This window comes from Anaeromyxobacter soli, assembly GCF_022808855.1.
In the GTDB taxonomy this organism is placed as follows: Bacteria; Myxococcota; Myxococcia; order Myxococcales; family Anaeromyxobacteraceae; genus Anaeromyxobacter; species Anaeromyxobacter soli.
The window spans coordinates 1-23,657 of the sequence record NZ_JAKZLF010000016.1 but is presented as its reverse complement, the minus strand read 5'-3'; the positions used below and the strand labels follow the sequence as shown (position 1 = coordinate 23,657).

The window sequence follows — 23,657 nt, the reverse complement described above, 5'->3', positions numbered from 1 at the left end:
GGATGACGACATGATGGAAGGGCCGCGCGCGTGGGGGGCAGCCGCGCTCGTCTTCGTGTGGACGCTCGCGGCGTGTGACGCGCTGCGAGAACCGGCGCAGCGTCCCTGCGGTTTGACCTTGACCGGGCCGGCCTGGGTGGTCGAGGGCGATCCCGTGCGCATCGCGATCGCCTGCGCCACGGGGCGCGAGCTCCCATCCGACCCCGCGATCGCGGGACTTCCGCCGGGCGCGGAGGTCGACGCCTCGGCCGGGGAGATCCGCTGGACGACCGGGCCCGCGGACGCGGGCGTCTACGAGATCGCCGCGAGCGTGCCCATCGAGCCCATTGAGAAGAAGTTCACGCTCGGCGTCGCGGACAGGTTCGACGCTTCCGGGAACACCCCGCCGGACCCCGCGCGCTATACGGAGGAGTACGGCCTTCCGGTGTTCCACCTGTCAGTGCCGGGGGTCATCTCGGATCTGGAGTACACGCCGGCGGTGCTCACGTACCGCGGGCACACCTTCGACGTGCAGGTGAAGTACCGCGGAAACAAGTCCCTGCTCTTTCCGAAGAAGAGCTTCACGATCGATTTCCCGAACGAGCTCTTCAGCGACCCCGTCCTCGGGTTCTTCGATCGCAAGAAGGTGCTGCTCGTCACGACCTTCGACGATCAGAGCTACCTCCGCGATCGCCTCGTGCTCGATCTCTGGAAGAAGCTAGGCGGCCCGATCTGGGTGCAAACCGCGAGCGCGGTGCTCTTCCTGAACGGCGAGTACTTCGGGCTGTACACGATGAGCGAGAAGATCGCCGGACAGGTGCTCTCGAGAGGGGGGCTCGACGGTGACGCGAACCTGTACATGGCGAAGCATCGCACCGCGAACTTCTACCCGTACGACTCCGCCGGGCTGCCGAAGACCACGTGGCACGACGGGTACACAAAGGAGGAGGGATTCCCCCTGGACGGCGAGCCCGGCGCCTACGACGACCTCGACGCGTTCGTCCGGTTCGTGGTCGAGTCCGACGACGCGACGTTCGCGGCGCTGCTTCCCGGGCTCATCGATGTCGACGAGTACCGCCAATGGTGGGCACTCGTGATGCTAACCCTTGCTATCGATTCAGCAAACCACAACAGCTTCCACTACCACGACCCAGCGGGAGGGCCTTGGCGCACGGCGGTGTGGGACTGCGCGCAGGCCCTGGGAGGAATCCTCCGGTTTCCGCCGAGCACGGCCACCGAGTTCACGCCCGACAACAACCTATTCCGGCGCCTCCTGCTCCCTCCCTTCGAGCAGGCGACGCGGGCGCGGCTCGGCGACCTCGTGCAGCAGGTCCCCGTCACTGACGTGCTCGCCATGATCGACGACTACACTCATCAGCACGACGAGGCCGCGCGGCGGGACCAGTTGCGCTGGAACGCCGAGCAGGTGGCGTACTTCAGCAGCGTGTACGGGCGGACGGGCTGGGGGTACGACGAGGAGATCGCCTACGTGCGGCAGTGGGTGCGTGATCGATGGGCATACCTGCAGTCGACGTACTGAGGATCGCGACGGGTCCCGCCGCTACGCGCTCGCCTTCGCCGGCCCGAGCAGCCGCCGCACGTGCCCGAGCAGCGCCTCGCTCGTGAACGGCTTCTGGATGAGCTCCACGTCGCCGTCGCGGAGCCGGTCCTCGACGAGCGCGTCCTCGGTGTGGCCGGTCATGAAGAGCACCTTCAGGCCCGGCTGCTCGCCCTGGAGCACCTCGGCGAGCTCCGCGCCGGTCATGCGCGGCATGACGAGATCGGCGAGGAGGAGATCCACCCGCGCGCCCCGGGCGCGGGCCGCCTCGAGCGCCTCGGCGCCGTTGCGGCCGGCGACCACGTGATAGCCGCTGCCGACGAGGACCCGCCCGAGCAGGACGCGCAGCGCGTCCTCGTCCTCGGCGAGCACGACGGTCTCCCCGAGCCCGCGCGGCGCGGCCGCCGCGACCGGAGCGTGCGCGCGCCCGACCTGCTCCACGCCCACCGGCAGGAACACCGTGAACGTGGCGCCCCGGCCTGGCCGCGACTCGACGCGGATCGCGCCGCCCGCCTGGCGCACGATGCCGTAGACGGTGGCGAGCCCGAGCCCGGTGCCGGTCTCCTTGGTGGTGAAGAACGGGTCGAAGATCCGCGAGCGGACCTCGTCGTTCATGCCGCAGCCGCCGTCCCTCACCGAGAGCGTCACGTAGCGTCCGGCCGGGATGGGGAGGTCGCGCGGCGCCTCCGCGAGCTCGGCGTTCGCGGTCTCGATGACGAGCGGGCCGCCTTCGGGCATCGCGTCGCGCGCGTTCACGGCGAGGTTCAGGAGCACCTGGGCGAGCTGGTCCGCGTCCGCGAGCACGGGCCAGGGGGCGTCCTGGAGCCGCGTCGTGAGCTCGATCCGCTCGCCGATGGCGCGCGAGAGGAGGCGGCCGAGGTCCTGCACGACCTTGTTGAGGGAGAGGACCTCCGGGCGGAGCAGCTTCTTGCGCGAGAGCGTGAGGAGCTGCCGGGTCACCCCCGCCGCGCGGTGCGCCGCCTCGATGATCCCCTCCGCGCTCTCGCGCGAGCGCAGGTCTCCGGCTGGGAGATCGCGCATGAGCAGCTCGGAGTAGCCGAGGATCACGGCGAGCACGTTCGAGAAGTCGTGCGCGACCCCGCCGGCGAGCCGCCCCACTGCCTCCATCTTCTGCGCCTGACGCAGGTTCTGCTCGAGCGCGCGGCGCTCCTCCTCCGCGCGCTCCCGCTCCGAGACGTCGCGGATCGAGAGCACCCGCAGCGCGCGGTCCTGGAGGGGAAGCTCACCGGCGGTGAGCTCGACCGGGAGCTCGGAGCCGTCGGCCCGGCGGTGGCGCGACGGGACCGAGCGCGCGCCGGGCGCGGGCAGCGCCGCCGGGTCCCCGCCCTCCGCCGCGAGCAGCTCCGAGAAGCGGCGGGCGCGCAGCGCGTCGCGCGACTCGCCGTAGAGCCGCTCGGCGGCGGGGTTCGCGTCGTCGATCTGGCCGCTCGCGCTGTCCACGAGGAGGATCGCGTCGGAGGACGTCTCGAACACGCCGCGGTGGAGCGCCTCGCTTTGCACCAGCCGCACGAGGAGGTCGCGCTGCTCGCGCCGCATCCGGCCCTTGTCGATCGCGTTCTGCACCTTGAGGTTCAGCGCGTCGTAGTCGGAGACCGGCTTCGTCACGTAGTCGAACGCGCCGATCTGGACGGCCGCGATGGCGGAGTCGATCGAGGCGTAGCCGGTGACGAGGATGACCTCCGCGTCCGGCTTCGCCGCCTTGAGGCCGCGGGCGACGTCGAGCCCCGAGCCGTCGCCCAGGTTCTTGTCGATGATGGCGACGTCGATCTCGCGCGCCTCCCGGGCGATGGCGAGCGCCTCGCGCACGGAGCCGGCCAGCAGGAGCCGGCGGCCCTCGCCCTCCAGGAAGCGCCGGAAGACGTCCAGGATCACCGGCTCGTCATCGACGATCAGGATCGTCGCCATGCGACCTCTCCCGGCCGAGCCGGACTCCCACGGAGAACGTGAACGCCGGCAGGGCGCCGCGCCCCGCCGCGAGGAGCGCCGCCTCCACGAACGGCATGCCCCGCTGCTGCGGCCTGCCCAGCCCCAGCGAGAGCCTCCCGCCCGGCGCCGCCCCGGCGTCGCCCGGACGCGACGACTCGAGCACCAGCCCCGCGCTGCCGGCGACCCAGGCGGTGAGGCCGCCGAGCTCGCGCCGCGCGCTCACGCCGGCGAGGAGCCCGCCGGCGCTGGAGGTGATCTCGACCTCCTCGCCGTCGCCCGCGAGCTCGCGCCGGCGCCGCTGGCCCATCCACTCGGCCTCGAGGCGCAGGGACAGCAGGAGCCCGGCGGGCGCGCTCGCCAGGTCGCGCTCGAGCGCGAGGCCGACCCGGGGCCCGAGCGCGCCCCCGCGCCCCGCGGCGACGCCGGCGGCGAGGAGGAGCCCGTCGCGGCCGCGCGGCGGGACGAGCACGAGCGTCTTGCGAGAGCGCACGTCGCCTGCCGCGAACGCGAGGGAGTCCTCGCTGCGCGCCGCCACCATCGGCGGCAGGTAGCGCACGCGGTAGACGCCCTCGCCGGCCGGCGCGACCTCGAGGACCTTGCCTCGCGCGGCGGTGACGACGGGCGCCTGGGTGACCGGGTTCCCGTAGCGATCCTGCACGGTGGCGCGGAGCGTCGCCTCGCGAACCCCGTCGGCCACGATGACGCGTTCCTCGACCCGCGCGCTCGCCGGCGGCCCCGGCAAGAGCGGCAGGGCGCGCGAGCCGGAGAGCCCCTCCGCCTCGGCGCGAGCGGTCACGAGCACCTCGCGGCGGCTCCCGAACTTCTGCGGTACCACGAGCCGCGCCTCGTGGACGCCGGGGGCGCGCTCCACCGGGCGGGAGATCGTTCCGCCCTCGGCCCCGAGGGTCACGGCGCCGCCCGGGGTGGGATTCCCCGCCGCGTCGACCATGCGCGCGGTGACGACCACCTCCGCCGGCGCATCCCCGTCGGCCACGAACGCCTCGCGGTCGAAGGCGAGCGCCACCGCGGCGGCGCGCCCGGGCACGACCCCCACGCGGACGAGCGCCTTCGACGCGGGCGCCCCTGCGAGCCGCACCGCGAGCCGCTCCTCGCCGGCCGGGCCGGGAGGGAGCGTCCAGAGCACCTCGTACGCGCCGGCCTCGCGCGCCGACACCGACACCGAGCCGCGCGACGGCTCGACGACCGGCACGTCCCCTCGCCGCGCCGCGCCGTGCGGCGCGACGACGTACGCGACGACGCGCACCTGCTCCTGCCGGTCCGCCTGCACCGTGGCGCGGAGCGCGACGGCGTGGACGAGCGGCGTCTCCGGGACGTGCAGGTCGATGGGCCGGAAGCCGTGGTGCGCCTCGTGCACGCCGGGCGGCACGACGACCGGGATGACGGCGAGCCCGTCCTCGCCCACGATCCTGGGGCCGAAGGCGCGGTCGCCGATGCGCAGGGTGATGCTCTGGCCTGGACTCGCCCGTACCTTCGCGTCGCCCTGGCCGTAGAGCGGGAGTGCCATCCAGCCGTCGAGCGGGCCGGCGGCGCCGCGGGCGGTCGCGGCGATGATCGCGACCTGCGGGAAGCGCTCGGCGGGCGGACGGTAGCGCGCGGCGAACCCGCCGTTCGGGAGCCGGCGAACCCCCTCCACCCGCCCGGCGCTCGCGCTGAGGGTGAGCTCCTCGACCTCCGGCGGCGCCCAGATCCGAAGCTCCGCCGTGCCGTCCTGCCCGAGCACGAGGCGGGTCGGCCGGGCGCTGAGCTTGAGCGCGCCGCCGCCGGCCGGGGCGCCTCCCTCGGCGGCGCGCGCACCAGGCGCCGCGCGCGCGGGTGCCGCCGTCGCGAGCAGCACGCTCGCGACCACCCACAGGAGGGCGTGCACCCCCGGCTCAGCGCGTCGCGGGAGGGCCATTCCAGTCGATCTCGACCGACTCGATCCCTTCCTCGGGTGGGCAGCGCGCCGCCTTCGGCTCGGCCCGCGCGCCCTTGCGGCCGTGCTTCTCGGTCGCGGAGGGCTCGCGGCTCGTCCTGCACCCGCGCGCAGCCTCCGCCCGCTGCGACGCGACCTTCGCGAGCACGCCGGCGGTGACCTCCTCCGGCGCGCCCTCCGGCGCGTGCCAGCGGGCGGGCGGCTCTTCCGGACGCGGTCCGCTCGGCGCGGAGGCCGTCGCAGCGGGGGCCGTCGCGGCGGGCTGCTCCGCCACGGCGGTCGCGGGCTCGACCGTCTCGGTGAGCCGCGCGACCCCCACCACCATGCCGGCGAGGGTCGCGCCGGCGGCGAAGCCCGCCATGACCCGGAGGGCGGTCACGGCGCACCTCCGCCGGCCGAGGCCGGCACCACCACGCAGAACTCGGTCACGGCCCAGGGCAAGCGGGCGGGATCCTCCTCAGGCACGAGGTACACCCGTCCGCCGTCCTGCGCCATCAGGCTACGCGCGATGTGGAGGCCGAGCCCCGTCCCCTTGCCCGGCGCCTTCGTGGTGAAGCGCGCCTCGAAGATGCGCGGGCGCGCCTCGGAGGGGACGCCGGCGCCTTCGTCGGAGACGCGGACCTCGACCGCGCTCGCGCCCTGCTCCAGCACGCGCACCTCGACACGCGCGCCCGGGGCGTCCTCGATCGCGTCGAGCGCGTTCGCGAGGAGGTTCGTCGCGGCGTGGACGAGGGCGGTGGGGCGACCGAAGCCCGCGAGCCGGCCGGGCCCGAGGGCGAGCGCGAAGCGCGGCCCGAGCGGCCGCACGCGGTGGGCGAGGAGCTCCACCGAGCGGCCCACCACCGGGCCGACCTCGAACGGCTCGGGCACTGACCCCTGCGGCCGCAGGAGCTCCTCGTACCCGCTCACGATCTCGGCGATGCGCGCGACCTGCCCGCGCAGCATCCGCCACTCCTCGACGGCCTCGAGCGAGCTCCCCAGGCTCCGCTCGAGCAGCGTCAGGGCGGCCTCCGCGCCCATGAGCGGCTGCTTGAGCTCGTGCAGGAGCCCGGGCGCGAAGAGCTCCGCGTCGAGGCCCACCAGCACGTCGTCCGTCCCGCGTGGCATCGAGCTCCTTCAGGCGAGGTGCGCCGCCGTGGCGGCCGGGAGGAGGACGGTGACAGCGGCGCCGGCCCCCTCCTCGCTCTCGACGAGGATCTTTCCTCGGTGCGCCTCGACGATGCTGTGCGACACCGATAACCCGAGACCCACGCGGCCCGCCTGGTCCTTCGTGGTGAAGAAGGGATCGAAGATCCGCTCGCGGAGGCCGGCCGGGATGCCCTTTCCCGTGTCCGCGACGCGCAGCCGGATGGCCTCACCGTCGATCGAGCCGAGCGACACCTCGAGCGTGCCGCCGCGGGGCATGGCGTTGATCGCGTTCTCGACGAGGTGCGCGACCACCTGCTGGAGCTGGACCACGTCGCCCTGCGCGTCGGGGAGCGGCTCGTCGAAGCGGGCGCGGACCGCGATGCCGGCCGCCCGCAGACGATCCTCATAGAGGTCGAGCGCGGCGCGCACCGGCCGCACGAGCGAGAACCGCTGGCCCTGGGCGGACCGCTCCTGGTCCGCGAAGCTGCGCAGGTCCTCGATGACGCGGGCGACGCGCGCCGCCTGCTCCTGCGCGTTCGCGATGAGCTCGCCCTGGGGGGAGCCCGGACCGAGCTGCTTCCTCACGATGGCGAGGTACCCGGTGATCGCGGTCATCGGGTTGTTGAGCTCGTGGGCGATGCCGGCGCCGAGGGAGCCCAGCGCGGCGAGGCGGCGCGTGCGGAGGATCTGATCCTGCGCGGCCTTGAGCTCGGCCGTGCGCTCCTCGACCCGCGCCTGCAGCTCGCGGTTCCAGCCGCGGATCTCCTCGTCGCGGCGCCGGATCTCGGCGGTCATCCGTCCGAAGGCGCGCCCCAGCTCGGCGATCTCGTCCCGGCCGCGCGCCTCGACGGGCGTGCCGTAGTCGCCCGCCGCGATGGCCGCGGCGGCGGACGAGAGCCGCTGCACCGGCCGCGTGACCCGCCGCGCGAGGAGCGTCCCCACCGCGAGCGCGAGCAGGATGGCGAGGCCGGCGATCGTGACGGTGTAGGCGCCGAGGTTCTGCGCCGCGGCGAAGGCGACGGTCGCGGGCTGCGCCACGACCGCGCCCCAGCCGTACGTCCCAACCGGCGCGAAGGCGGCGAGCCAGCGCCGGCCGTCCGCGCGCTGGACGAGCCGCGAGAGGGCGCCGGTCCGCGCGGACCCGAGCTCGGGCAGCGCCTTCTCCTCCCGTGCGATGCGTCCGTCCGGCTCCCCGTGCGCCAGGAGCTCCCCGCGCCCGTCCACGAGGTAGGCGACGCCCGCGCCCTTGCGCGTGAGCGCGGACACCCGGGTCGCGACGTCGGTGAGGACGATCTCGGCGGCGAGGGTGCGCGTCGGCTCGAGGCGCAGCGCGACCGCGAGGCGCGGGACGCCGTCCGCGCCACGGTAGGGCTGGGACAGCTCGAGCCTCCCGACCTCGGCGGGCGGCGCGGGCAGGCGCCGCGCGAAGGAGTCGAGCGCGTCGTCCGTGACCTGGACGCGGCCCGCGAGGGGCGCATCCTCGGGACGGGCGTCGGCGGGCGAGCGCGGGACCGGTACGAAGATGGGCCCGGCCACGGGGGACTTGTCGTCGTCGACGATGGCGAGGATCGAGAGGAACGGGAGCTGCCGGTACTGGAGCCCGAGGATGTTGCGGAGCTCGGAGCGCGAGTAGACGTCGAGCGGCAGCACCGCGCTCGTGGAGAGCCGCAGGTTCTCGAGCGCCCCCGACACGAACCGCTCGGTGAAGAGGGCCAGATCCTCCGCCGACTGCTCCTGCATGCGCCCGACGGTCCGCTGCAGCTCGGCCCGGCTCACCGTGTACGAGGCGATGCCGAGCAGGGCGACCGGAAGGACGCCAACGGCGAGGAGCAGGAGGCCGATCTTGGCGGCGAATCGCATGTGCGGTGACAGGCCCTCGGGTGAGCGCGTGCGCGCCCGGGTCGGGAACGCGAGGCGGAGCGATCCTGTTCCGGCGTCCCGCCCTCCCGGGACGTCCAATATGAAAGGTCACCGCACGAGCGAGCAAGCCTCTGGGTGGTGGGATGGCCTACATGCGGCCACTCATCCCCGGAAAAACACTCGGTTTCCCGCTTCAGGACCACCCCGTTAGGGGGATGATGTTTTGAGCGCCAAGGGCCGGGCGCGGCACGGCTCCGTTGGACTGCCGTGCGAGGTCGAGTATGGTTCGCGCGCCTTGCCGCACCCCGGAGCCCTTCCATGACACTGCTCGAGAAGCTGATGCCGAAGTCGGACGACTTCTTCTCCGACTTCGAGGCCCAGGCGGCCACCGTGGTGGAGGGAGCGAAGCTCCTGAAGGCGCTCCTCGACGACTTCACGGACGTGCCGGCGAAGGTCCAGGCCATCAAGGACGTCGAGCACCGCGCGGACGACATCACCCACCGCGCCTTCGCCCGGCTGCACACCCAGTTCATCACGCCCTTCGATCGCACCGAGATCCACCGCCTGCTGTCGCGCATCGACGACGTGCTCGACCTCGCCGACGCCGCGGCGGAGCGGCTCGGGCTCTACGATCTCGACCAGGTGCTCCCCGACGCGCGCGACCTCGCCGCGGTGCTCGTCGCCCAGTCGGAGAAGATGCGCGAGGCGGTGGCCGGACTGCGGGACATGAAGAAGAACCCCGGCAGGATCCTGGAGGCGTGCAAGGAGATGAACGTCCTCGAGAACCAGGCCGACACGCTCACGCGCCGCACCATGGCGAAGCTCTTCAAGCGCGGCAACGACCCGCTCACGGTCATGAAGTGGAAGGAGATCATCGATCTCATCGAGACCGCCACGGACCGCGCCGAGGACGTCGCGAACGTGCTCGAGGGCGTCGTCCTCGAGCACGCCTAGCGCAGAACGCCGCACGATCAGCCCCCCTCCATGCTCCTCCCCATCGTCGTCGGGCTCATCCTCGTCGCCCTCGCGTTCGACTTCCTCAACGGCTTCCACGACGCCGCGAACTCGATCGCGACCGTCGTCTCGACGCGCGTGCTCTCGCCGCTGTGGGCCGTGGCGTGGGCCGCGTTCTTCAACTTCATCTCCGCGGCGCCCGTGCTGTGGGGCGTCGAGCTCAAGGTCGCCGCGACCATGGGCAAGGGCATCGTGCAGTTCGACCAGCTCCGCACCCACGGGACGCCCCTCGTCCTCACCGTGATCTTCGCCGCGCTGATGGGCGCGATCGTCTGGAACCTCCTCACCTGGTGGTGGGGGCTGCCGTCCTCGTCCTCGCACGCGCTCGCGGGCGGCATGATCGGCGCCGCCCTCCCGCCGCTCGGCGTCGGGGGCCTCATCGGCTCGGGGATCGCCAAGATCGCGGCGTTCATCGTGCTGTCGCCGCTCATCGGCATGGTGCTCGGCTCGCTGATGATGGTCCTCACCGCCTGGGTGGTGCGGAAGAGCACGCCCGCGCGCGTCGACCACTGGTTCCGCCGGCTGCAGCTCGTGTCGGCCGGCATCTTCAGCTACAGCCACGGCACGAACGACGCGCAGAAGGTCATGGGGATCATCTCGGTCGTGCTGTACGGCACGATCTGGGCGGACCGCGTCTCGGCCGCGGACGTGGCGCACAAGTTCCCGGTGCCGTTCTGGGTCGTGCTCGCCTGCCACGCCGCCATCGCGCTCGGCACGATGTTCGGCGGCTGGCGCATCGTGCGGACGATGGGCCACAACCTGACGAAGCTCCAGCCCATCGGCGGCTTCTGCGCCGAGACGGGCGGCGGCGTCACCATCCTCGCCCTCGCCCACTACGGCATCCCCGTCTCGACGACGCACACCATCACCGGCGCGATCGTCGGGGTGGGCTCGACGAAGGGCACGCGGGCGGTGCGCTGGGGCGTGGCCGGGCGGATCGTCTGGGCCTGGATCCTGACCATCCCCGCCTCGGCGGTGGTGGCCGCGATCGTCTTCTTCCTGACGCACGCGATCGTCAGGGCGCTCTCGTAGACGACGTCTCCGCGCGGCACCGGCAGCCGGTGCCCGCCGCGGCGGCGATCCCGCTCGGCGGTCTTTCGCCTCAGCTGCGCGATCGCGAGGCGAGCATGCCGCACGCGGCGTGCTCGTCCTGCCCGCCCGAGTAGCGCCGCACGATGGGCTGCCCCGGCAGCGCGCGCCCGAGCGCGTCGCGGAACGCGTTCCACTCCGCCTCGTCGGGCGGGCGGTAGCGTCCGCTCGCGTCGTTCACGGCGATGGGGTTCAGCCGCACCGGGATGCCGGCGAGGAGCTGGCCGAGCGCGGCGGCGTCCTCCTCGCCCGTGTTCACCCCGGAGATCATGACGTACTCGAGCGTCACGCGGCCGCGCCTCGCGGCGTGCTCGCGGATCGCCTCCACGAGCTCGTCGAGCGGGAACCCGAGCTCGATGGGCATGAGCGCGCGCCGCTTCCAGGGGATCGCGGCGTTGAGCGAGACGCACAGCCGGAACTTGTGCCCCTCCGCCGTGTAGCGGCGGATCATGGGCACCACCCCGGCCGTGGAGATCGAGATGCGCCGCGCGTCGATGCGGCCGCCGGCCGGGTCGCACAGCGTGTAGGCCGCGTCGAGCACCGCGTCGTAGTTGAGGAACGGCTCTCCCTGGCCCATGAAGACGACGCCGGTGACGGGGCGAACGGCGTCCGCGCGGACGTGGAGGAGCTGCGCCACGATCTCCCAGGCGCGCAGGGAGCGCACGAGCCCGAGCGCGCCGGTCGCGCAGAAGGCGCAGGCGAGGGCGCAGCCCGCCTGGGAGGAGAGGCAGACCGTGTGGTGCGTGTCGAAGAGCGGGATGCGCACCGCCTCGACGCGCGCGCCGTCCGGCAGCTCGAAGAGGTAGCGGCGGAAGCCGTCCCTGGCGTCGACGGTCGTGACGCGGCGCAGCTCGCCGGGCGTGGCGAGCGCCTCGACCCGATCGAGCACCTCGCGCCGGACGTTGCGCGCCGAGCGGAGCGGCGCGCCCCGGCCGATCACCGCGCCGGTGATGCGCCGGGCGTCGTCGAGGGCGATGCCGGCCCGCGTCGCGAGGGCGCGGCTGTCCTGGCCGAGGAGGTGGAGCACGCGGCGCACCATAGCCCAACTCCGGCCGGCGGGAGCCCTCGCCCGGGCGAGAGGTCTCCCCCTCGGCGGCTCGTGGCTTCCGGCCGCCGGACCGATCCCGGACGCGGGGCGAGGACGCGCTCAGGGCCGCCCGCGGCGGACGCGCCGCCACGCGCCCGGAGCGCGGCTCACGAAGGCGTTCCCCTCGAGGGCGAAGCGCCACGGCCGCTCCGCCCACGGGCCGGCGTAATCCACGTTCACGCGGCGCGCGGCGATGATCGGCTCCCGGGGCGACGGCGCGTCGAGCACGTACAGGTCGTCTCCGGTGAGCTCGCGGCCGTTGTCGTGCTCGCGCCGGATGCCGAGGGCGCGGCAGAGGTTGCCCGGGCCGCGCGTCGAGTGGAGGCAGCCCTCGACCGGCTCGCCCGCGCGGAGCAGCACCGCGGAGGGGAACCCCTCTCCGCCGGTGACCACGTTCATGCAGTGGCTCGTGCCGTAGATGAGGTAGACGTAGGCGACGCCGGGCGGCCCGAACATGACAGCGGCGCGGCGCGTCGGGCCGAAGCGGGCGTGGGAGGCCAGGTCGTCCGGGCCGTGATACGCCTCGGTCTCCACGATGCGCGCGGCGCGACGCACTCCGCCGTCGCAGTGGACGAGCACCTTCCCGAGCAGGTCGCGCGCCACCTCGCGCGTGTCGCGGGCGTAGAACTCCCGGTCGAGCTTCATCAGGTGCGCCGACGGTACCAGCCCGGGACCGGCGGGCGTCAAGCGCCCCCCGCGGATGACCCGGCGACGTTCGGGTAGAGGCCGTCGCGAGGCGCACGATGGCGTCGGCGTGCGCCGCAGCAGGGATCACCCCAAGCGGACAGCGCCGCTACTTTCCCGGGACGGCTCCGGTGGTGCGCGCTAGGCTCCCTCCTCGCCGTGCGGCCCCTCGCGATCATCGTCGTCGTCGCGGCTCTGGGAGCCGCCGGGAGCGCCCGCGCCGAGCGCGATGGCCCGAGCGCCGCCGGGACCGAGCCGGCGCCGGCCGCGGCCCTCTCGCAGGAGGAGCCGCAGCCGCAGCCGCCGCCGTCCGAGCCCCCTCCGGCGAGCGGCGAGACCTACGTCACCGGCGACGACCGGGACTTCGAGCCGGAGGTGCCCGCGCGCTCGCTCGCGCTCGGCCCCGTCCCCCGCGGCGGGATGATCGCGTCCCTCGATCTCGGCTGGCTCCGCAGCGGTCTCCGCGCGGACATCGGGCTCGCGAGCTGGCTGAACCTCGTGCTGCGCGCCGACTCGCTCCTGCTGTACGAGCGTTTCGGCGGCCAGAACGGAATCTACGCCGGCCTGCGCACGTCCTTCACGCCGCAGGGGACGGTGCGCGGGAGCGCGGAGCTCACCGTCGGTCAGATCTTCGTCCCGGCCGACGTCGCCACGGCCAACCTGACCGCGATCCGCGGCTCCGTCGCCGCGGGGCTGGTGCTCGACTGGGCCACCTTCTACGGGCGCGCGGACGTCCGCTGGCTGTCCGGCACGCAGCGGGCCGGGCCGGGCTGGGTCCACGACGCGGAGCTCGGCGCGGGCGTGGAGCGCGCGATCGGGAGGTTCATCCTTGGCGCCGAGGGCTTCGTGTGGGCCAGGCCGGGCCTCTCGAAGCTCGGCCAGTGGAGGCTCCGTGCCGGGTTCGCGATCTAGCGCCGCCGCGCTGTCCCTCGCGCTGGCCCTCGCGGCCTGCCAGACGCGCGACGTCGAGACGAGGCCGTTCCACGTGGAGGTCGCCCGCTCGGACGCGGGGAGCTTCCTCCTCGACGCGCGGGCCGCCTTCCGCTTCACCGGGACCGGCGCGCTACTCGAGCCGACGGTGCTGCGCGTCGCGGGCGTCGTGCCGGAGGGGGGCGGTGAACCCTTCGACGTGACGCTGAGCTTCCGCGCGGACGCGACGGGCGGGCTCGCGTACCCGGCGCAGTTCGACGGCGCGCAGCTCACGGTGACGCTCCTCTCCGATCCCGCCGGCAAGGGCCCCGTGGGCGAGCCGCTCAACTACCCCGGCTTCCGCATCGAGACGACCGGGGTCCTCGCGGCGGACGTGCGCCAGTTCGCGGTCGTGGAGTCCGCCTACGAGGGCGAGAGCGGCACGGACGCGATCCTCGTCGGGCCGCTCGAGATCCGGGTCCGCGACGACTGGACCGAGTTCGAGCCCGCGGAGTGTGGCCCCGTCTACTACGACTTCCTCGAGGTGACCGGCGACGACGAGGTCATCAGCCTGAGCCGTGGGGAAAGAGGCGACCTGTCGATCGCCGCGCCGGACCCGGAGCGGTGGACCGTCCTGCACGCCCTCTCCTGGCACCGGCGCGGAACTTGCGGGAACCAGGCAGAAGCCTGGACGCAGTTCGCCGCCTGGCGCTAAACGATGTCCCCATGCGCCGCGCCAAGATCGTCGCCACCCTAGGTCCCGCCTCGTCCGATCCCGACGTCCTCCAGCGCCTGCTCGGCGCGGGGGTGGACGTCGCGCGGCTCAACTTCTCGCACGGGCACCACGAGGATCACGCCCAGATGCTCGATCGCATCCGCACGGCCTCGCGGCACCTCGGCCGCGCCGTCGCGGTGCTGCAGGATCTCCAGGGCCCGAAGATCCGCACCGGCCCGCTCGCCGTCGGGCGAGAGGGCGTCCGGCTGGAGCCCGGGGCGGAGATCGAGATCACCACCGAGGCCGAGGTGAAGGGCGACGCGCACCGCGTCTCCACCACGTACTCGCACCTCGCCGAGGACGTCCGGCCGGGCGACCGGCTGCTCGTGGACGACGGCCTCATCGAGCTGCGGGTCCTCGGGACGGACGGCGTGCGGGCCCGCTGCGAGGTGGTGGAGGGCGGCATCCTGCGCGAGCACAAGGGCATCAACCTGCCCGGCGTGACGCTGCGTGCCGAGGCGCTCTCCGACAAGGACCGCGCCGACATCGCCTTCGGGCTCGCCCACGGCGTGGACGCGGTGGCGCTCTCGTTCGTGCGCTCCGCGGACGACGTGCGCGCCTGCCGCGACGAGATGGAGCGCGCCGGCCGCATCGTGCCGGTCATCGCGAAGATCGAGAAGCCGGAGGCGCTCGGGGCGATCGACGCGATCATCGAGGCCGCCGACGGCGTCATGGTCGCCCGCGGCGACCTCGGCGTGGAGATCCTCCCCGAGCGCGTGCCGCTCCTCCAGAAGGACATCTGCCGCCGCGCCAACATCGCGGGGAAGCCGGTCATCATCGCCACGCAGATGCTCGAGTCCATGATCGAGCACCCCCGGCCGACGCGCGCCGAGGCCTCCGACGTGGCGAACGCGGTGTGGGACGGCGCGGACGCGGTGATGCTCTCGGCCGAGTCCGCGAGCGGCCGCTTCCCCGTGAACGCCGTGCAGATGATGGACCGCATCGTGCGCGAGGCGGAGACGAGCCCCTCGACGACCGGGGTCTTCGACGTCCCGCGCGGCCCCGCGCCCTTCAACCTCGTCACCTCCGCCGCCGCCTGCGAGGCGGCCGAGGCCGCCGGCGCCGTCGCGATCTGCTGCTTCACCCTCTCCGGCACCACCGCGCGGCTCCTCTCGCACTTCCGGCCGCGCGTGCCGATCATCGCCTTCTCGCCCGACCAGTCGATCCGGCGCAGGCTCGCGCTCTACTGGGGCGTCGTGCCGCGCATCATGGAGCCGGTGAAGAGCGCGGACCTCATGGCCGAGCTCGTCTCCGACCGGCTGCTCGAGGAGGGCGTCGTGAGCCCCGGCGACCGCGTCGTCCTCGTCCACGGCTCACCGCTCGGCATCACCGGCGCCACGAACTCCATCCGCCTGCACGAGATCACGCACCCCTCGGACCGCGGCCCGGCCCAGCGCTACCGCGTGCCCATCTAGCACCCAGGGAGATCCTCGACGACATGGCCTCTCCGACCCCCGCCGCGCCCATCCCCGCCGCCGGCCTCCCCGCCCTGCAGCGCGCGCTCGCCGAGGCGAAGCTCGACGCCTGGCTGCTCTACGACTTCCACGGCCAGAACCCGACCGCGGTGAGCGCGGTGGGGCTCGAGGGCCACATGCTCACCCGGCGCTGGTTCTACCTCGTGCCCGCGGCGGGCGAGGCCGTGGCGCTCGTGCACGCCATCGAGCTCGGCTCCTTCCCGCCCGAGATCCCCGGGCGGCGCGAGAAGTACGCCTCCTGGGCCTCGCTGCTCGACGCGCTCGGGCGGCTCCTCGGGGCCCTTCGGCCCGGCGCGCGCGTGGCGATGGAGTACTTCCCGAAGGGGGCCATCCCGTACCTCTCGCGCGTCGACGCGGGGACGCTGGAGCTCGTGCGCACGTTCGGCGTGGAGGTCGTCTCCTCGGCGGAGCTCGTCCAGCGCTTCCTGTGCCGCTGGGACGCGGCGCAGGTGGAGAGCCACCGCCGCGCGCTCGCCGCGATCGACGCCGCGAAGGACGCCGCCTTCGCGCGCATCGGCGAGGCGCACCGCGCCGGCGAGACGCTGCTCGAGACGGACGTGCAGGCGTTCCTCATGGAGCGCTTCGCGGCCGCCGGGCTCGAGACGGACCACCCGCCCATCGTGGCGGTGAACGCCCACGCGGGCGATCCGCACTACGAGCCCTCGAAGCGGACGCCGACGCCCATCCGCCCGGGCGACCTCGTGCTCATCGACCTGTGGGCCCGCGGCACGGGCCCCCGCGACGTGTACGCGGACATCACCTGGGTCGGCTACTGCGGCGAGCGGCCCCTGGAGCGGCTGGAGCGGATCTTCCGCGTCACCGCCGACGCGCGCGACGCGGGGCTCGCGGCGCTCGAGCGCGCCCACCGCGAGGGCAAGACGCTACAGGGCTGGGAGGTCGACCGCGTCGTCCGCGATCACATCGCCGCTCAGGGCTTCGGCGAGAAGTTCGTCCACCGCACCGGCCACTCCATCGGCCTGTCGGTCCACGGCGACGGCGCGAACCTCGACGACCTCGAGACCCACGACACCCGCCCGCTCGTGCCCGGGCTCGGCTTCTCGATCGAGCCCGGCATCTACCTGCCGGAGGAGGGGCTCGGCGTGCGCAGCGAGATCGACGTGTTCCTCGCCGACGACGGGCCGAAGGTGTTCTCCAAGATCCAGCGGGAGCTCGTGCGGATCCGATGACCGCCTCGCCCGCCGCCGTCGCCACCGCGGTCGTCCTGTTCCGCGACGGGCCCGCCGGCCGCGAGGTGTTCCTCGTGCGCCGCGGCGTGGAGCGGCGGTTCGCGGCGGGGTTTCACGCCTTCCCGGGCGGGCGGCTCGATCCGGAGGACGCGGAGCTGGAGGTCCCCGGGCACGCGGGCGAGGCGGCCGCGCTCGTCGCCTGCGCGGCCCGCGAGCTCTTCGAGGAGACGGGGGTGCTCCTCGCGCGCCGCGCGGGCGAGGCGCCGTCACGGGCGGAGCTCGCCGAGGGACGGCGCGCGGTGCTCGACGGGACGCTCCCGTTCCGCGCCTTCCTCGAGCGGCACCGCCTCGCCCTCGACCCCGCTCGCCTCGCCCCCGCCGGCCGCTGGATCACCCCACCGCACCTGCCGCTCCGCTACGACGCGCGCCTCTTCCTCGTCCGGCTCGCGTCGCACGACGCCCCGGAGGTGTGGGCGGGCGAGCTCGCGGCCGGCGCGCTCGTCCCGGTGGCGCGGGCGCTCCGCCGCTGGGCCGCAGGCGAGCTGCTCCTCCACCCGCCGAACCTCCACGCGCTGCGGGTGCTCGCGCGCCCGGGCGAGCCGTCCGTCGCAGCGCTCTCGGCGCCGCCGCACTGCGACGCGTTCGTCTCCCGGCGCATCGAGTTCCAGGAGGGCTTCTTCCTCGCCGCGCTGCGCACGCCCACGATCCCGCCGGCGACGCACACGAACGCCTGGCTCGTCCCGGCCGGCGACGGGCTCGCAGTCGTCGATCCCGGCGCGTCCGATCCGGCGGAGCAGGCGGCGCTCCTCGCAATGCTCGACGCGCTCGCCGCGGAGGGGCGGCCGCCGCGCGCGGTGTGGCTCACGCACGTCCACCCCGACCACACCGGTGCGGTCGCCCGCGTGGCGGAGCGCTACGGCGTGCCCGTCCTCGGCCACCGGCTCGCCGCCGGGCGCGTGCCGGGAGGCGTCGAGGTGCGCCCGGTGCGCGACGGGGAGCTGCTCGGCGGCCGCTTCCGGGTCCTCGAGACGCCCGGCCACGCGCGCGAGCACCTCGCCTTCCTCGACGAGGACACCGGCGCGCTCGTGTGCGGCGACATGGTCTCGACCCTGTCGACCATCGTCATCGACCCGCCGGAGGGCGACATGGCCGAGTACGAGCGGCAGCTCGAGCGGCTCCGCGCGCTCGGGCCCCGCACGCTCTACCCGGCGCACGGGCCGCCCGCGCCCGCTGCGCCGGAGCGGCTCGGCGCCTACCTCGCGCATCGCCACGCGCGCGAGGCGCTCATCGCCGCTGCGCTCGACGACGCCCCGCGCTCGCTCCCCGCGGTCACGGCGCTCGCCTACGCGGACACCCCGCCCGCGGCGCTCCCCCTCGCCGAGCGTAGCTGCCTCGCCGCGCTCCAGAAGCTCGCGTCCGAGGGGAGGGTCACGCAGACGGGGGAGGGCTGGCGGAGAGCCTGATCGCGGATTTCCGAGCGGCACCTCGGGAATGCCACGCGCACCCCCCGCCAGAATTCCCCAAACCCCCGAAATTCCGCACGGCGGAACGGGCACGTGCGTTGCAGCCGGACGGTCCCATGCTCCCCCGCGCGTCAGCCGCCCGCGTCGGTCTCCTGCTGGTGTCGGCCTTCCTGGTCGGCGGCGCCTCGACAGAGGTGGCGGTCCGGACACACGGGGCGATCGCCCGCGCCCGCGCGGAGCGCGAGATCGGCTCGGCCGGCCAGCTCGTCGCGCTGGAGCTCAGGGATCCGAGCGGCGAGGTCGTGGCGCGCCCGCGGATCATCGCCCCCGCCGGCAAGGCCGCCGAGGTGGTGCTCCACGAGCCCGGCGAGGCGGGCGCGGTGCGGGTCGCGTTCCGGGTCGAGGCGGTGCGCGACGCGACGGGCGACATCTCGCTCGCGTACGCACTGTGGGTGCCCGGACACGACGTGAAGGCGAGTGGGACCGTGCAGCTCACGCCGGGCGTCGAGCAGCGGATCGCGCTCGCCGACGGGGCGCTCGTCGCGACCTGGCTCGCCGTGCCGGTCCCCTCGGCCGCGCTCGACGCCTACCTCGAGAGCGAGTCCGCGCCCCGGCGCGTGACGCGCCGGGATAGCTGAGCTTCCGGTAGCGAGGGCGCGGAACGGGGCGGCTCGAGCCGTCGCGGGGGCCTCCGTCGCGGAGAGGTGCCGCGTTCACGGACCGGGAGAGGATCACGCCCGGGCGGCGGAAGATGGCGCCGTTCGCGAGGTGATCGCCAACCGCCGACCCTCGTTCAGCGCTCGCCCTCGATCGCCTTGGCCTCGCTCTCGAGCCGCGCCGCGTCTGCGAGCACGAGGCGCAGGCGGTGCGCGAGGAGCTGCCGCTGCTCGACGAGCACGCGGAGCCGGCGGTGGCGCTCCGGATCCTGCCCGGTCGTGAGCGAGGCGCCGAACTGGGCCATGCGCAGCTCGTTGCTCGCGGTGGTGATGCGGATGTCGAGCGCGTGGATCGCCGCCGCGAGGCGGTCGGCCTCGTCGCGGGCGGCGTCGGCCCGCTCGCGCAGCTCGTCGGGAGAGGGCGGCAGCGCCGTCGGCAGCGCGCCCTCGCGCTGGAGCTCCGCCTCGATGGCGCCGGCGACCTCCTGCGCGCGCACGAGCAGCCGCTCCAGCTCGCGGCGCACGTTCTCGCCGTGGATCTGGCGGAGCTTCAGCTCCTGGATCCGGCCGGCGAGGGCGTCGAGCTCCGCGCGATGCGCCTCGAGCTCGGGAGGCGCGCAGAGGAGCAGGGCGAGGGCGAGGCCTTCGAACATCTGCGGGTCTGGAGAGCAACCCACGTGCCCGCGCGCGTCTCGCCCCGGATCAAGCACTTACACGCGGCGCGCGGGGCCGGAGTTGCGCAAAGCCGTCGGAAGCCTCGGAAATCCGTCACGCACCCGTCACGCGCCCGGGGGATGCCGGGGCGCCTCGTCCGCGCCTCGTCAGGGCGTGAGCGACGGCACCCCGTACTCGCCGCTGCCGACGAGGCTCCCGCGCTCGTCCCAGCTGCGCCAGGTGCCGCACTGGACGCCGCCGCAGCGGCGGCCCTCGGTGCGCTTCGCGCCCGACGGCCAGTAGGCGACGAAGCGCCCGTGCGGGACGCCGTCCCGCCACTCCGCCTCCTCCTCGCGCGCGCCCGAGGGGGCGAACACCGTCCAGAGCCCCGTCTTCGCGCCGTCCGCGTAGCTCCCCGCGACCGCCACGCCCCCGCCGCGGTGGTGCTCCACGAAGGCGCCGTCGCGCTTGCCCGCGCGGAAGCGCTCCTCGACCCACAGCCCGCCGTCGTCGTAGTAGCGGCGCGCCGGCCCCTCGCGGCGCGGCTGCCCCGCCGCGTCCTTCGCCTCGCACCACTCCTCGAAGCCCTCGGGCGGCGCGAGGCCGCGGTGCTCGGCGCCGGGCGGGCACTCGAGCGGCGCGGCGGCGAGCGCGAGCGCCAGGGCGAGCGCGGTCACTCAGAGCTCCTCGGCCTTCTCGCCGGCCTTCACGATCCCGTACTTCTCGAGCTTGTAGTAGAGCGCCGAGGGCTTGATGCCGAGGAGCCGCGCGGTCTCCGCCTTCACGCCGCGCGCCTTCTCGTAGGCGGCGAGGATGAGCTGCCGCTCGAGGTCCTCGAGGATGTCGGTGAGGCTCCGATCGCCGCTCGGCACCGGGAGCGAGGGCGCGGGGGGCGCACGGCGCACGCCCTCGGGGAGATCGCGCGGCCGGACCACCTCGCCCTCCGCGAAGACGAGCGCCTGCTCGATGACGTTCTCGAGCTCGCGCACGTTGCCCGGCCAGCGGTGGCGGCGGAGCAGCTCCACCGCCTCGGGCGCGAGCCCCGTCACGGCGCGGCCCATGCGCGGCGCCAGCCGGCCCACGAAGAACCGCGCGAGCTCCTCGACGTCGCCGGGCCGGTCGCGCAGGGGCGGCAGCACGATGGGCACCACGTTGAGCCGGTAGTAGAGGTCCTCGCGGAACCGGCCGCTCTCGACCATCTGCGCGAGGTCCCGGTTCGTGGCGGAGACGACGCGGACGTCCACCTCCACCGTCTCCTCGCCGCCCACCCGCTCGAACTGGCGCTCCTGCAGGACGCGCAAGAGCTTCACCTGCACGGCGGGCGGGATCTCGCCCACCTCGTCGAGGAACAGCGTGCCGCCGTTCGCGAGCTCGAACCTGCCGAGCTTGCGGCGGATGGCGCCGGTGAAGGCGCCCTTCTCGTGGCCGAACAGCTCGGACTCGAGCAGGCCCTCCGGGATGGCGGCGCAGGAGATCGACACGAACGGCTGCTCGCGGCGCGGGCTCCCGTCGTGGATGGCCCGCGCGACGAGCTCCTTGCCGGTGCCGGACTCGCCGAGCACGAGCACCGTCGCGCCGGTGGCGGCGACCTTGCGCACCTGATCGAGCACGCGCCGCATCGGCTCGGAGCTGCCCACGAGGCCGTGGGAGCGATCGCGCCCGAGATCCTCCTCGAGCGCCTCGGCCCGGGCGCGGGCGTTGCGCGCGCCCTTGCGCTCGCGCGCGATCTCGATGGCCTTCTCCACGCGGGCGCGGAGCACCTCCGGCGAGAACGGCTTCTCGATGAAGTCGATCGCCCCTTCGCGCATCGCCTCGACCGCGACGGCGATGGTGCCGTGCGCGGAGACGACGAGCACCGTCGCGTCCGGATCCGCTTCCCGCAGCCGGCGCACCACCTGGATCCCGTCCACCGGGACCATGCGCAGGTCGGTGACCACCACCTCGGCGGGCTTCTTGCGGTAGGCGGCGATCGCCTCGGCGCCGCCGCGCACGGCGAGGACGTCGTGGCCCAGGCGCGAGAGGGCGATCGCCATGCCCTCGCGGACCGCGTCGTGATCGTCGGCGATGAGGATGCGAGCCATCGGGGGCCAGAGTGTAACCGACGCTCCCCCAGGGACGCTCGCTCGCTCGCCCTCGTTTTTCCGAAGGTCTGGCTGCGACATTTCGTGTTTGTCATCGCCCGCAGGGTGGTTACGGATCGGGAGACGCCGCTTTTGGCGGCGGGAGCCCTCGATGCCCCTCGACAAGAAGACCACCAGCTTCAACCTCGGCTACGTCCTGCTCGCCGCCCTCGGGGTCATGCTCCTGCAGAACTGGTGGTCCCAGTCGCAGGCGGTCCAGACCCTGCCGTACAGCGAGTTCCAGAAGCTCGTCCGCGAGGACAAGGTCGTCCGCGTGGTGGTCTCGCAGGACGACGTGCAGGGCGAGCTGAAGGAGCCGCTCAACGGCAAGACGCGCTTCGTCACCACCCGGGTCGACCCGGAGATGGCGAAGGAGCTCGACCAGCACGGCGTCGTCTACGCGGGCCGCTTCCAGAACGAGCTCGTCCCCCTCATCCTGTCCTGGGTCCTCCCGATCGCGCTCTTCTTCGGGATCTGGGTCTTCCTCGGGCGCCGCATGGCGAAGCAGCTCGGCGGGCCCGGCGGCGGGCTCATGGCCATCGGCAAGTCGAAGGCCAAGGTGTACGTCGAGACCGACACCAAGGTGACCTTCGGGGACGTGGCCGGCGTCGACGAGGCGAAGGCGGAGCTGAAGGAGGTCGTCGAGTTCCTGAAGGACCCGAAGCGCTACGGCCGCCTGGGCGCGCGGATGCCGAGGGGCGTCCTCCTCGTCGGCCCGCCCGGCACGGGCAAGACGCTCCTCGCGAAGGCCGTCGCCGGCGAGGCCGGGGTCCCCTTCTTCTCCATCTCCGGCTCGGAGTTCGTGGAGATGTTCGTCGGCGTCGGCGCCGCGCGCGTGCGCGATCTCTTCGAGCAGGCCCGGCTGAAGGCCCCCGCCATCATCTTCATCGACGAGCTCGACGCGCTCGGCCGCGCCCGCGCCTCCATGCCCGGCATGATGGGCGGCCACGACGAGAAGGAGCAGACGCTGAACCAGCTCCTCGTCGAGCTCGACGGCTTCGACCCGTCGGTCGGCATCGTGCTCATCGCCGCCACGAACCGGCCGGAGATCCTGGATCCGGCGCTGCTCCGGGCCGGGCGCTTCGACCGGCAGGTGCTCGTCGACCGGCCCGATCGCGTCGGGCGCGCGCAGATCCTGGAGGTCCACACGCGCAAGGTGAAGCTCGCCCCCGGCACGAAGCTCGACGAGGTGGCGGCGCTCACGCCCGGCTTCACCGGCGCCGACCTCGCGAACCTCGTGAACGAGGCGGCGCTCGTCGCGACCCGGCGCAACGCCGACGAGATCACCATGGAGGACTTCAACGTCGCGATCGAGCGCATCATCGCGGGCCTGGAGAAGAAGAACCGGCTCCTCAACCCGCGCGAGCGCGAGATCGTCGCCCACCACGAGCTGGGCCACGCCTTCGTGGCGCAGGCGCTGCCCGGCACCGACCCCGTCCACAAGATCTCGATCATCCCGCGCGGCATCGGCGCGCTCGGCTACACCATCCAGCGGCCGACCGAGGACCGCTACCTCATGACGCGCGAGGAGCTCGAATCGAAGATGGCCGTGCTCCTCGGCGGCCGCGCCGCGGAGGCGGTCGTGTTCGGCCACTACTCCACCGGCGCCGCCGACGACCTCGCCAAGGTGACCGACATCGCGCGCAACATGGTCACCCGCTACGGCATGGACGGCTCGCTCGGACCGGTGACCTACGAGTCCGAGCCGGAGGGCTTCCTCGGCCAGGTGACCGGGACGCGGCGGCTCTACTCCGAGGAGACCGCGCGCGAGATCGACGTCGCGGTGCGCGAGACGGTGGACGCCGCCTTCCAGCGCGCCCGCGCGATCCTGCTCGACAACCGCCCGCTCCTCGAGGAGTCCGCGAAGGAGCTGCTGCGCCGCGAGACGCTCGCCGGTGACGACCTCGCCGCGACGCTCGGCCGCGTCCGCGCCGAGGGCACGCGCGTCGCCGCGGCGGCGCCGGTAGTCTAGCGGGGGACTGCGTCCCCCGCCCCGCCGACGGCTGACCGCCGTCGTCGGGGCCCCACCCCCGCTCGGCGGGGCCCGTGAACGGTCGCGCCCGCTTCGCGGGTTCGCGACCGTTCCCCGCCGGGAGGGATTGCATCCCTGGGCCGGGCGGCGGCCCGGGGGCCCCCCCC

At 74.0% G+C, this 23,657-nt stretch carries 19 protein-coding genes and 1 pseudogene; 10 read left to right on the top strand and 10 right to left on the bottom strand.

What is annotated here, in order from left to right; genetic code table 11:
• The first annotated feature begins 13 nt into the window (after window positions 1–13).
• Window positions 14–1,519, top strand: coding sequence for a CotH kinase family protein (locus tag MLV88_RS12655; RefSeq protein WP_243337625.1), 1,506 nt, complete (start codon window positions 14–16; stop codon window positions 1,517–1,519).
• A gap of 21 nt (window positions 1,520–1,540) precedes the next feature.
• On the opposite strand, the gene MLV88_RS12650 is transcribed toward MLV88_RS12655, so the two are convergent.
• Genes MLV88_RS12650 through MLV88_RS12630 form a run of 5 tightly spaced genes read right to left on the bottom strand, consistent with a single transcriptional unit; the run spans window position 1,541 to window position 8,405 of the window.
• A complete protein-coding gene (locus MLV88_RS12650; protein ID WP_243337624.1) occupies window positions 1,541–3,463 on the bottom strand; it encodes a hybrid sensor histidine kinase/response regulator in 1,923 nt (640 codons plus the stop codon).
• Complete coding sequence (locus MLV88_RS12645; RefSeq protein WP_243337623.1) at window positions 3,438–5,399, bottom strand: Ig-like domain-containing protein; 1,962 nt, start codon at window positions 5,397–5,399, stop codon at window positions 3,438–3,440. The genes MLV88_RS12650 and MLV88_RS12645 overlap by 26 nt, the downstream gene beginning before the upstream one ends.
• Entirely contained in the window at window positions 5,377–5,796 is a 420-nt protein-coding gene (locus MLV88_RS12640) for a hypothetical protein (protein ID WP_242360340.1), read from the bottom strand. Before MLV88_RS12640 ends, MLV88_RS12645 begins: the two co-directional genes overlap by 23 nt.
• Complete coding sequence (locus tag MLV88_RS12635; RefSeq protein WP_242355793.1) at window positions 5,793–6,524, bottom strand: sensor histidine kinase; 732 nt, start codon at window positions 6,522–6,524, stop codon at window positions 5,793–5,795. Before MLV88_RS12635 ends, MLV88_RS12640 begins: the two co-directional genes overlap by 4 nt.
• Before the next feature lie 9 nt (window positions 6,525–6,533).
• Complete coding sequence (locus MLV88_RS12630) at window positions 6,534–8,405, bottom strand: sensor histidine kinase (protein ID WP_242355791.1); 1,872 nt, start codon at window positions 8,403–8,405, stop codon at window positions 6,534–6,536.
• A 318-nt stretch (window positions 8,406–8,723) separates the two neighbouring features.
• Here MLV88_RS12630 and MLV88_RS12625 point away from each other — a divergent pair, with 318 nt between their 5' ends.
• Entirely contained in the window at window positions 8,724–9,359 is a 636-nt protein-coding gene (locus MLV88_RS12625) for a DUF47 domain-containing protein (protein ID WP_242355789.1), read from the top strand.
• Between the two features lie 30 nt (window positions 9,360–9,389).
• Window positions 9,390–10,451: an inorganic phosphate transporter gene (locus tag MLV88_RS12620; RefSeq protein ID WP_242360342.1), complete on the top strand. Its 1,062-nt coding sequence runs from the start codon at window positions 9,390–9,392 to the stop codon at window positions 10,449–10,451.
• A gap of 70 nt (window positions 10,452–10,521) precedes the next feature.
• On the opposite strand, the gene MLV88_RS12615 is transcribed toward MLV88_RS12620, so the two are convergent.
• Entirely contained in the window at window positions 10,522–11,535 is a 1,014-nt protein-coding gene (locus tag MLV88_RS12615) for a radical SAM protein (RefSeq protein ID WP_243337622.1), read from the bottom strand.
• Between the two features lie 85 nt (window positions 11,536–11,620).
• Window positions 11,621–12,240, bottom strand: a pseudogene (locus MLV88_RS12610) (DNA-3-methyladenine glycosylase); the annotation flags it as partial.
• A gap of 198 nt (window positions 12,241–12,438) precedes the next feature.
• Here MLV88_RS12610 and MLV88_RS12605 point away from each other — a divergent pair.
• From MLV88_RS12605 to MLV88_RS12580, 6 genes are all read left to right on the top strand, one after another.
• Window positions 12,439–13,191: a hypothetical protein gene (locus MLV88_RS12605; RefSeq protein ID WP_243337620.1), complete on the top strand. Its 753-nt coding sequence runs from the start codon at window positions 12,439–12,441 to the stop codon at window positions 13,189–13,191.
• A complete protein-coding gene (locus MLV88_RS12600) occupies window positions 13,172–13,903 on the top strand; it encodes a hypothetical protein (RefSeq protein ID WP_242371598.1) in 732 nt (243 codons plus the stop codon). Before MLV88_RS12605 ends, MLV88_RS12600 begins: the two co-directional genes overlap by 20 nt.
• A gap of 11 nt (window positions 13,904–13,914) precedes the next feature.
• On the top strand, window positions 13,915–15,378 hold the full coding sequence (gene pyk, locus MLV88_RS12595; protein ID WP_242355778.1) for a pyruvate kinase: 1,464 nt from the start codon (window positions 13,915–13,917) through the stop codon (window positions 15,376–15,378).
• 23 nt (window positions 15,379–15,401) lie between these two features.
• Window positions 15,402–16,625 (top strand): M24 family metallopeptidase, encoded by a 1,224-nt coding sequence (locus MLV88_RS12590; RefSeq protein ID WP_243337619.1) that lies wholly within the window; start codon window positions 15,402–15,404, stop codon window positions 16,623–16,625.
• On the top strand, window positions 16,622–18,088 hold the full coding sequence (locus tag MLV88_RS12585) for an MBL fold metallo-hydrolase (protein ID WP_243337618.1): 1,467 nt from the start codon (window positions 16,622–16,624) through the stop codon (window positions 18,086–18,088). Before MLV88_RS12590 ends, MLV88_RS12585 begins: the two co-directional genes overlap by 4 nt.
• 116 nt (window positions 18,089–18,204) lie before the next feature.
• Entirely contained in the window at window positions 18,205–18,726 is a 522-nt protein-coding gene (locus tag MLV88_RS12580) for a hypothetical protein (protein WP_242355772.1), read from the top strand.
• 155 nt (window positions 18,727–18,881) lie between these two features.
• On the opposite strand, the gene MLV88_RS12575 is transcribed toward MLV88_RS12580, so the two are convergent.
• From MLV88_RS12575 to MLV88_RS12565, 3 genes are all read right to left on the bottom strand, one after another.
• Window positions 18,882–19,397: a hypothetical protein gene (locus MLV88_RS12575; protein ID WP_242355770.1), complete on the bottom strand. Its 516-nt coding sequence runs from the start codon at window positions 19,395–19,397 to the stop codon at window positions 18,882–18,884.
• 168 nt (window positions 19,398–19,565) lie between these two features.
• Window positions 19,566–20,075 (bottom strand): toxin-antitoxin system YwqK family antitoxin, encoded by a 510-nt coding sequence (locus MLV88_RS12570; RefSeq protein ID WP_242371608.1) that lies wholly within the window; start codon window positions 20,073–20,075, stop codon window positions 19,566–19,568.
• The gene (locus tag MLV88_RS12565) at window positions 20,076–21,479 is read right to left on the bottom strand and encodes a sigma-54-dependent transcriptional regulator (RefSeq protein ID WP_242355766.1); all 1,404 of its coding nucleotides are present in this window, start codon (window positions 21,477–21,479) and stop codon (window positions 20,076–20,078) included.
• Between the two features lie 151 nt (window positions 21,480–21,630).
• On the opposite strand from MLV88_RS12565, the gene ftsH reads away from it, so the two are divergent.
• Window positions 21,631–23,490, top strand: coding sequence for an ATP-dependent zinc metalloprotease FtsH (gene ftsH, locus MLV88_RS12560; RefSeq protein WP_242355764.1), 1,860 nt, complete (start codon window positions 21,631–21,633; stop codon window positions 23,488–23,490).
• The last annotated feature ends 167 nt before the right edge of the window (window positions 23,491–23,657 follow it).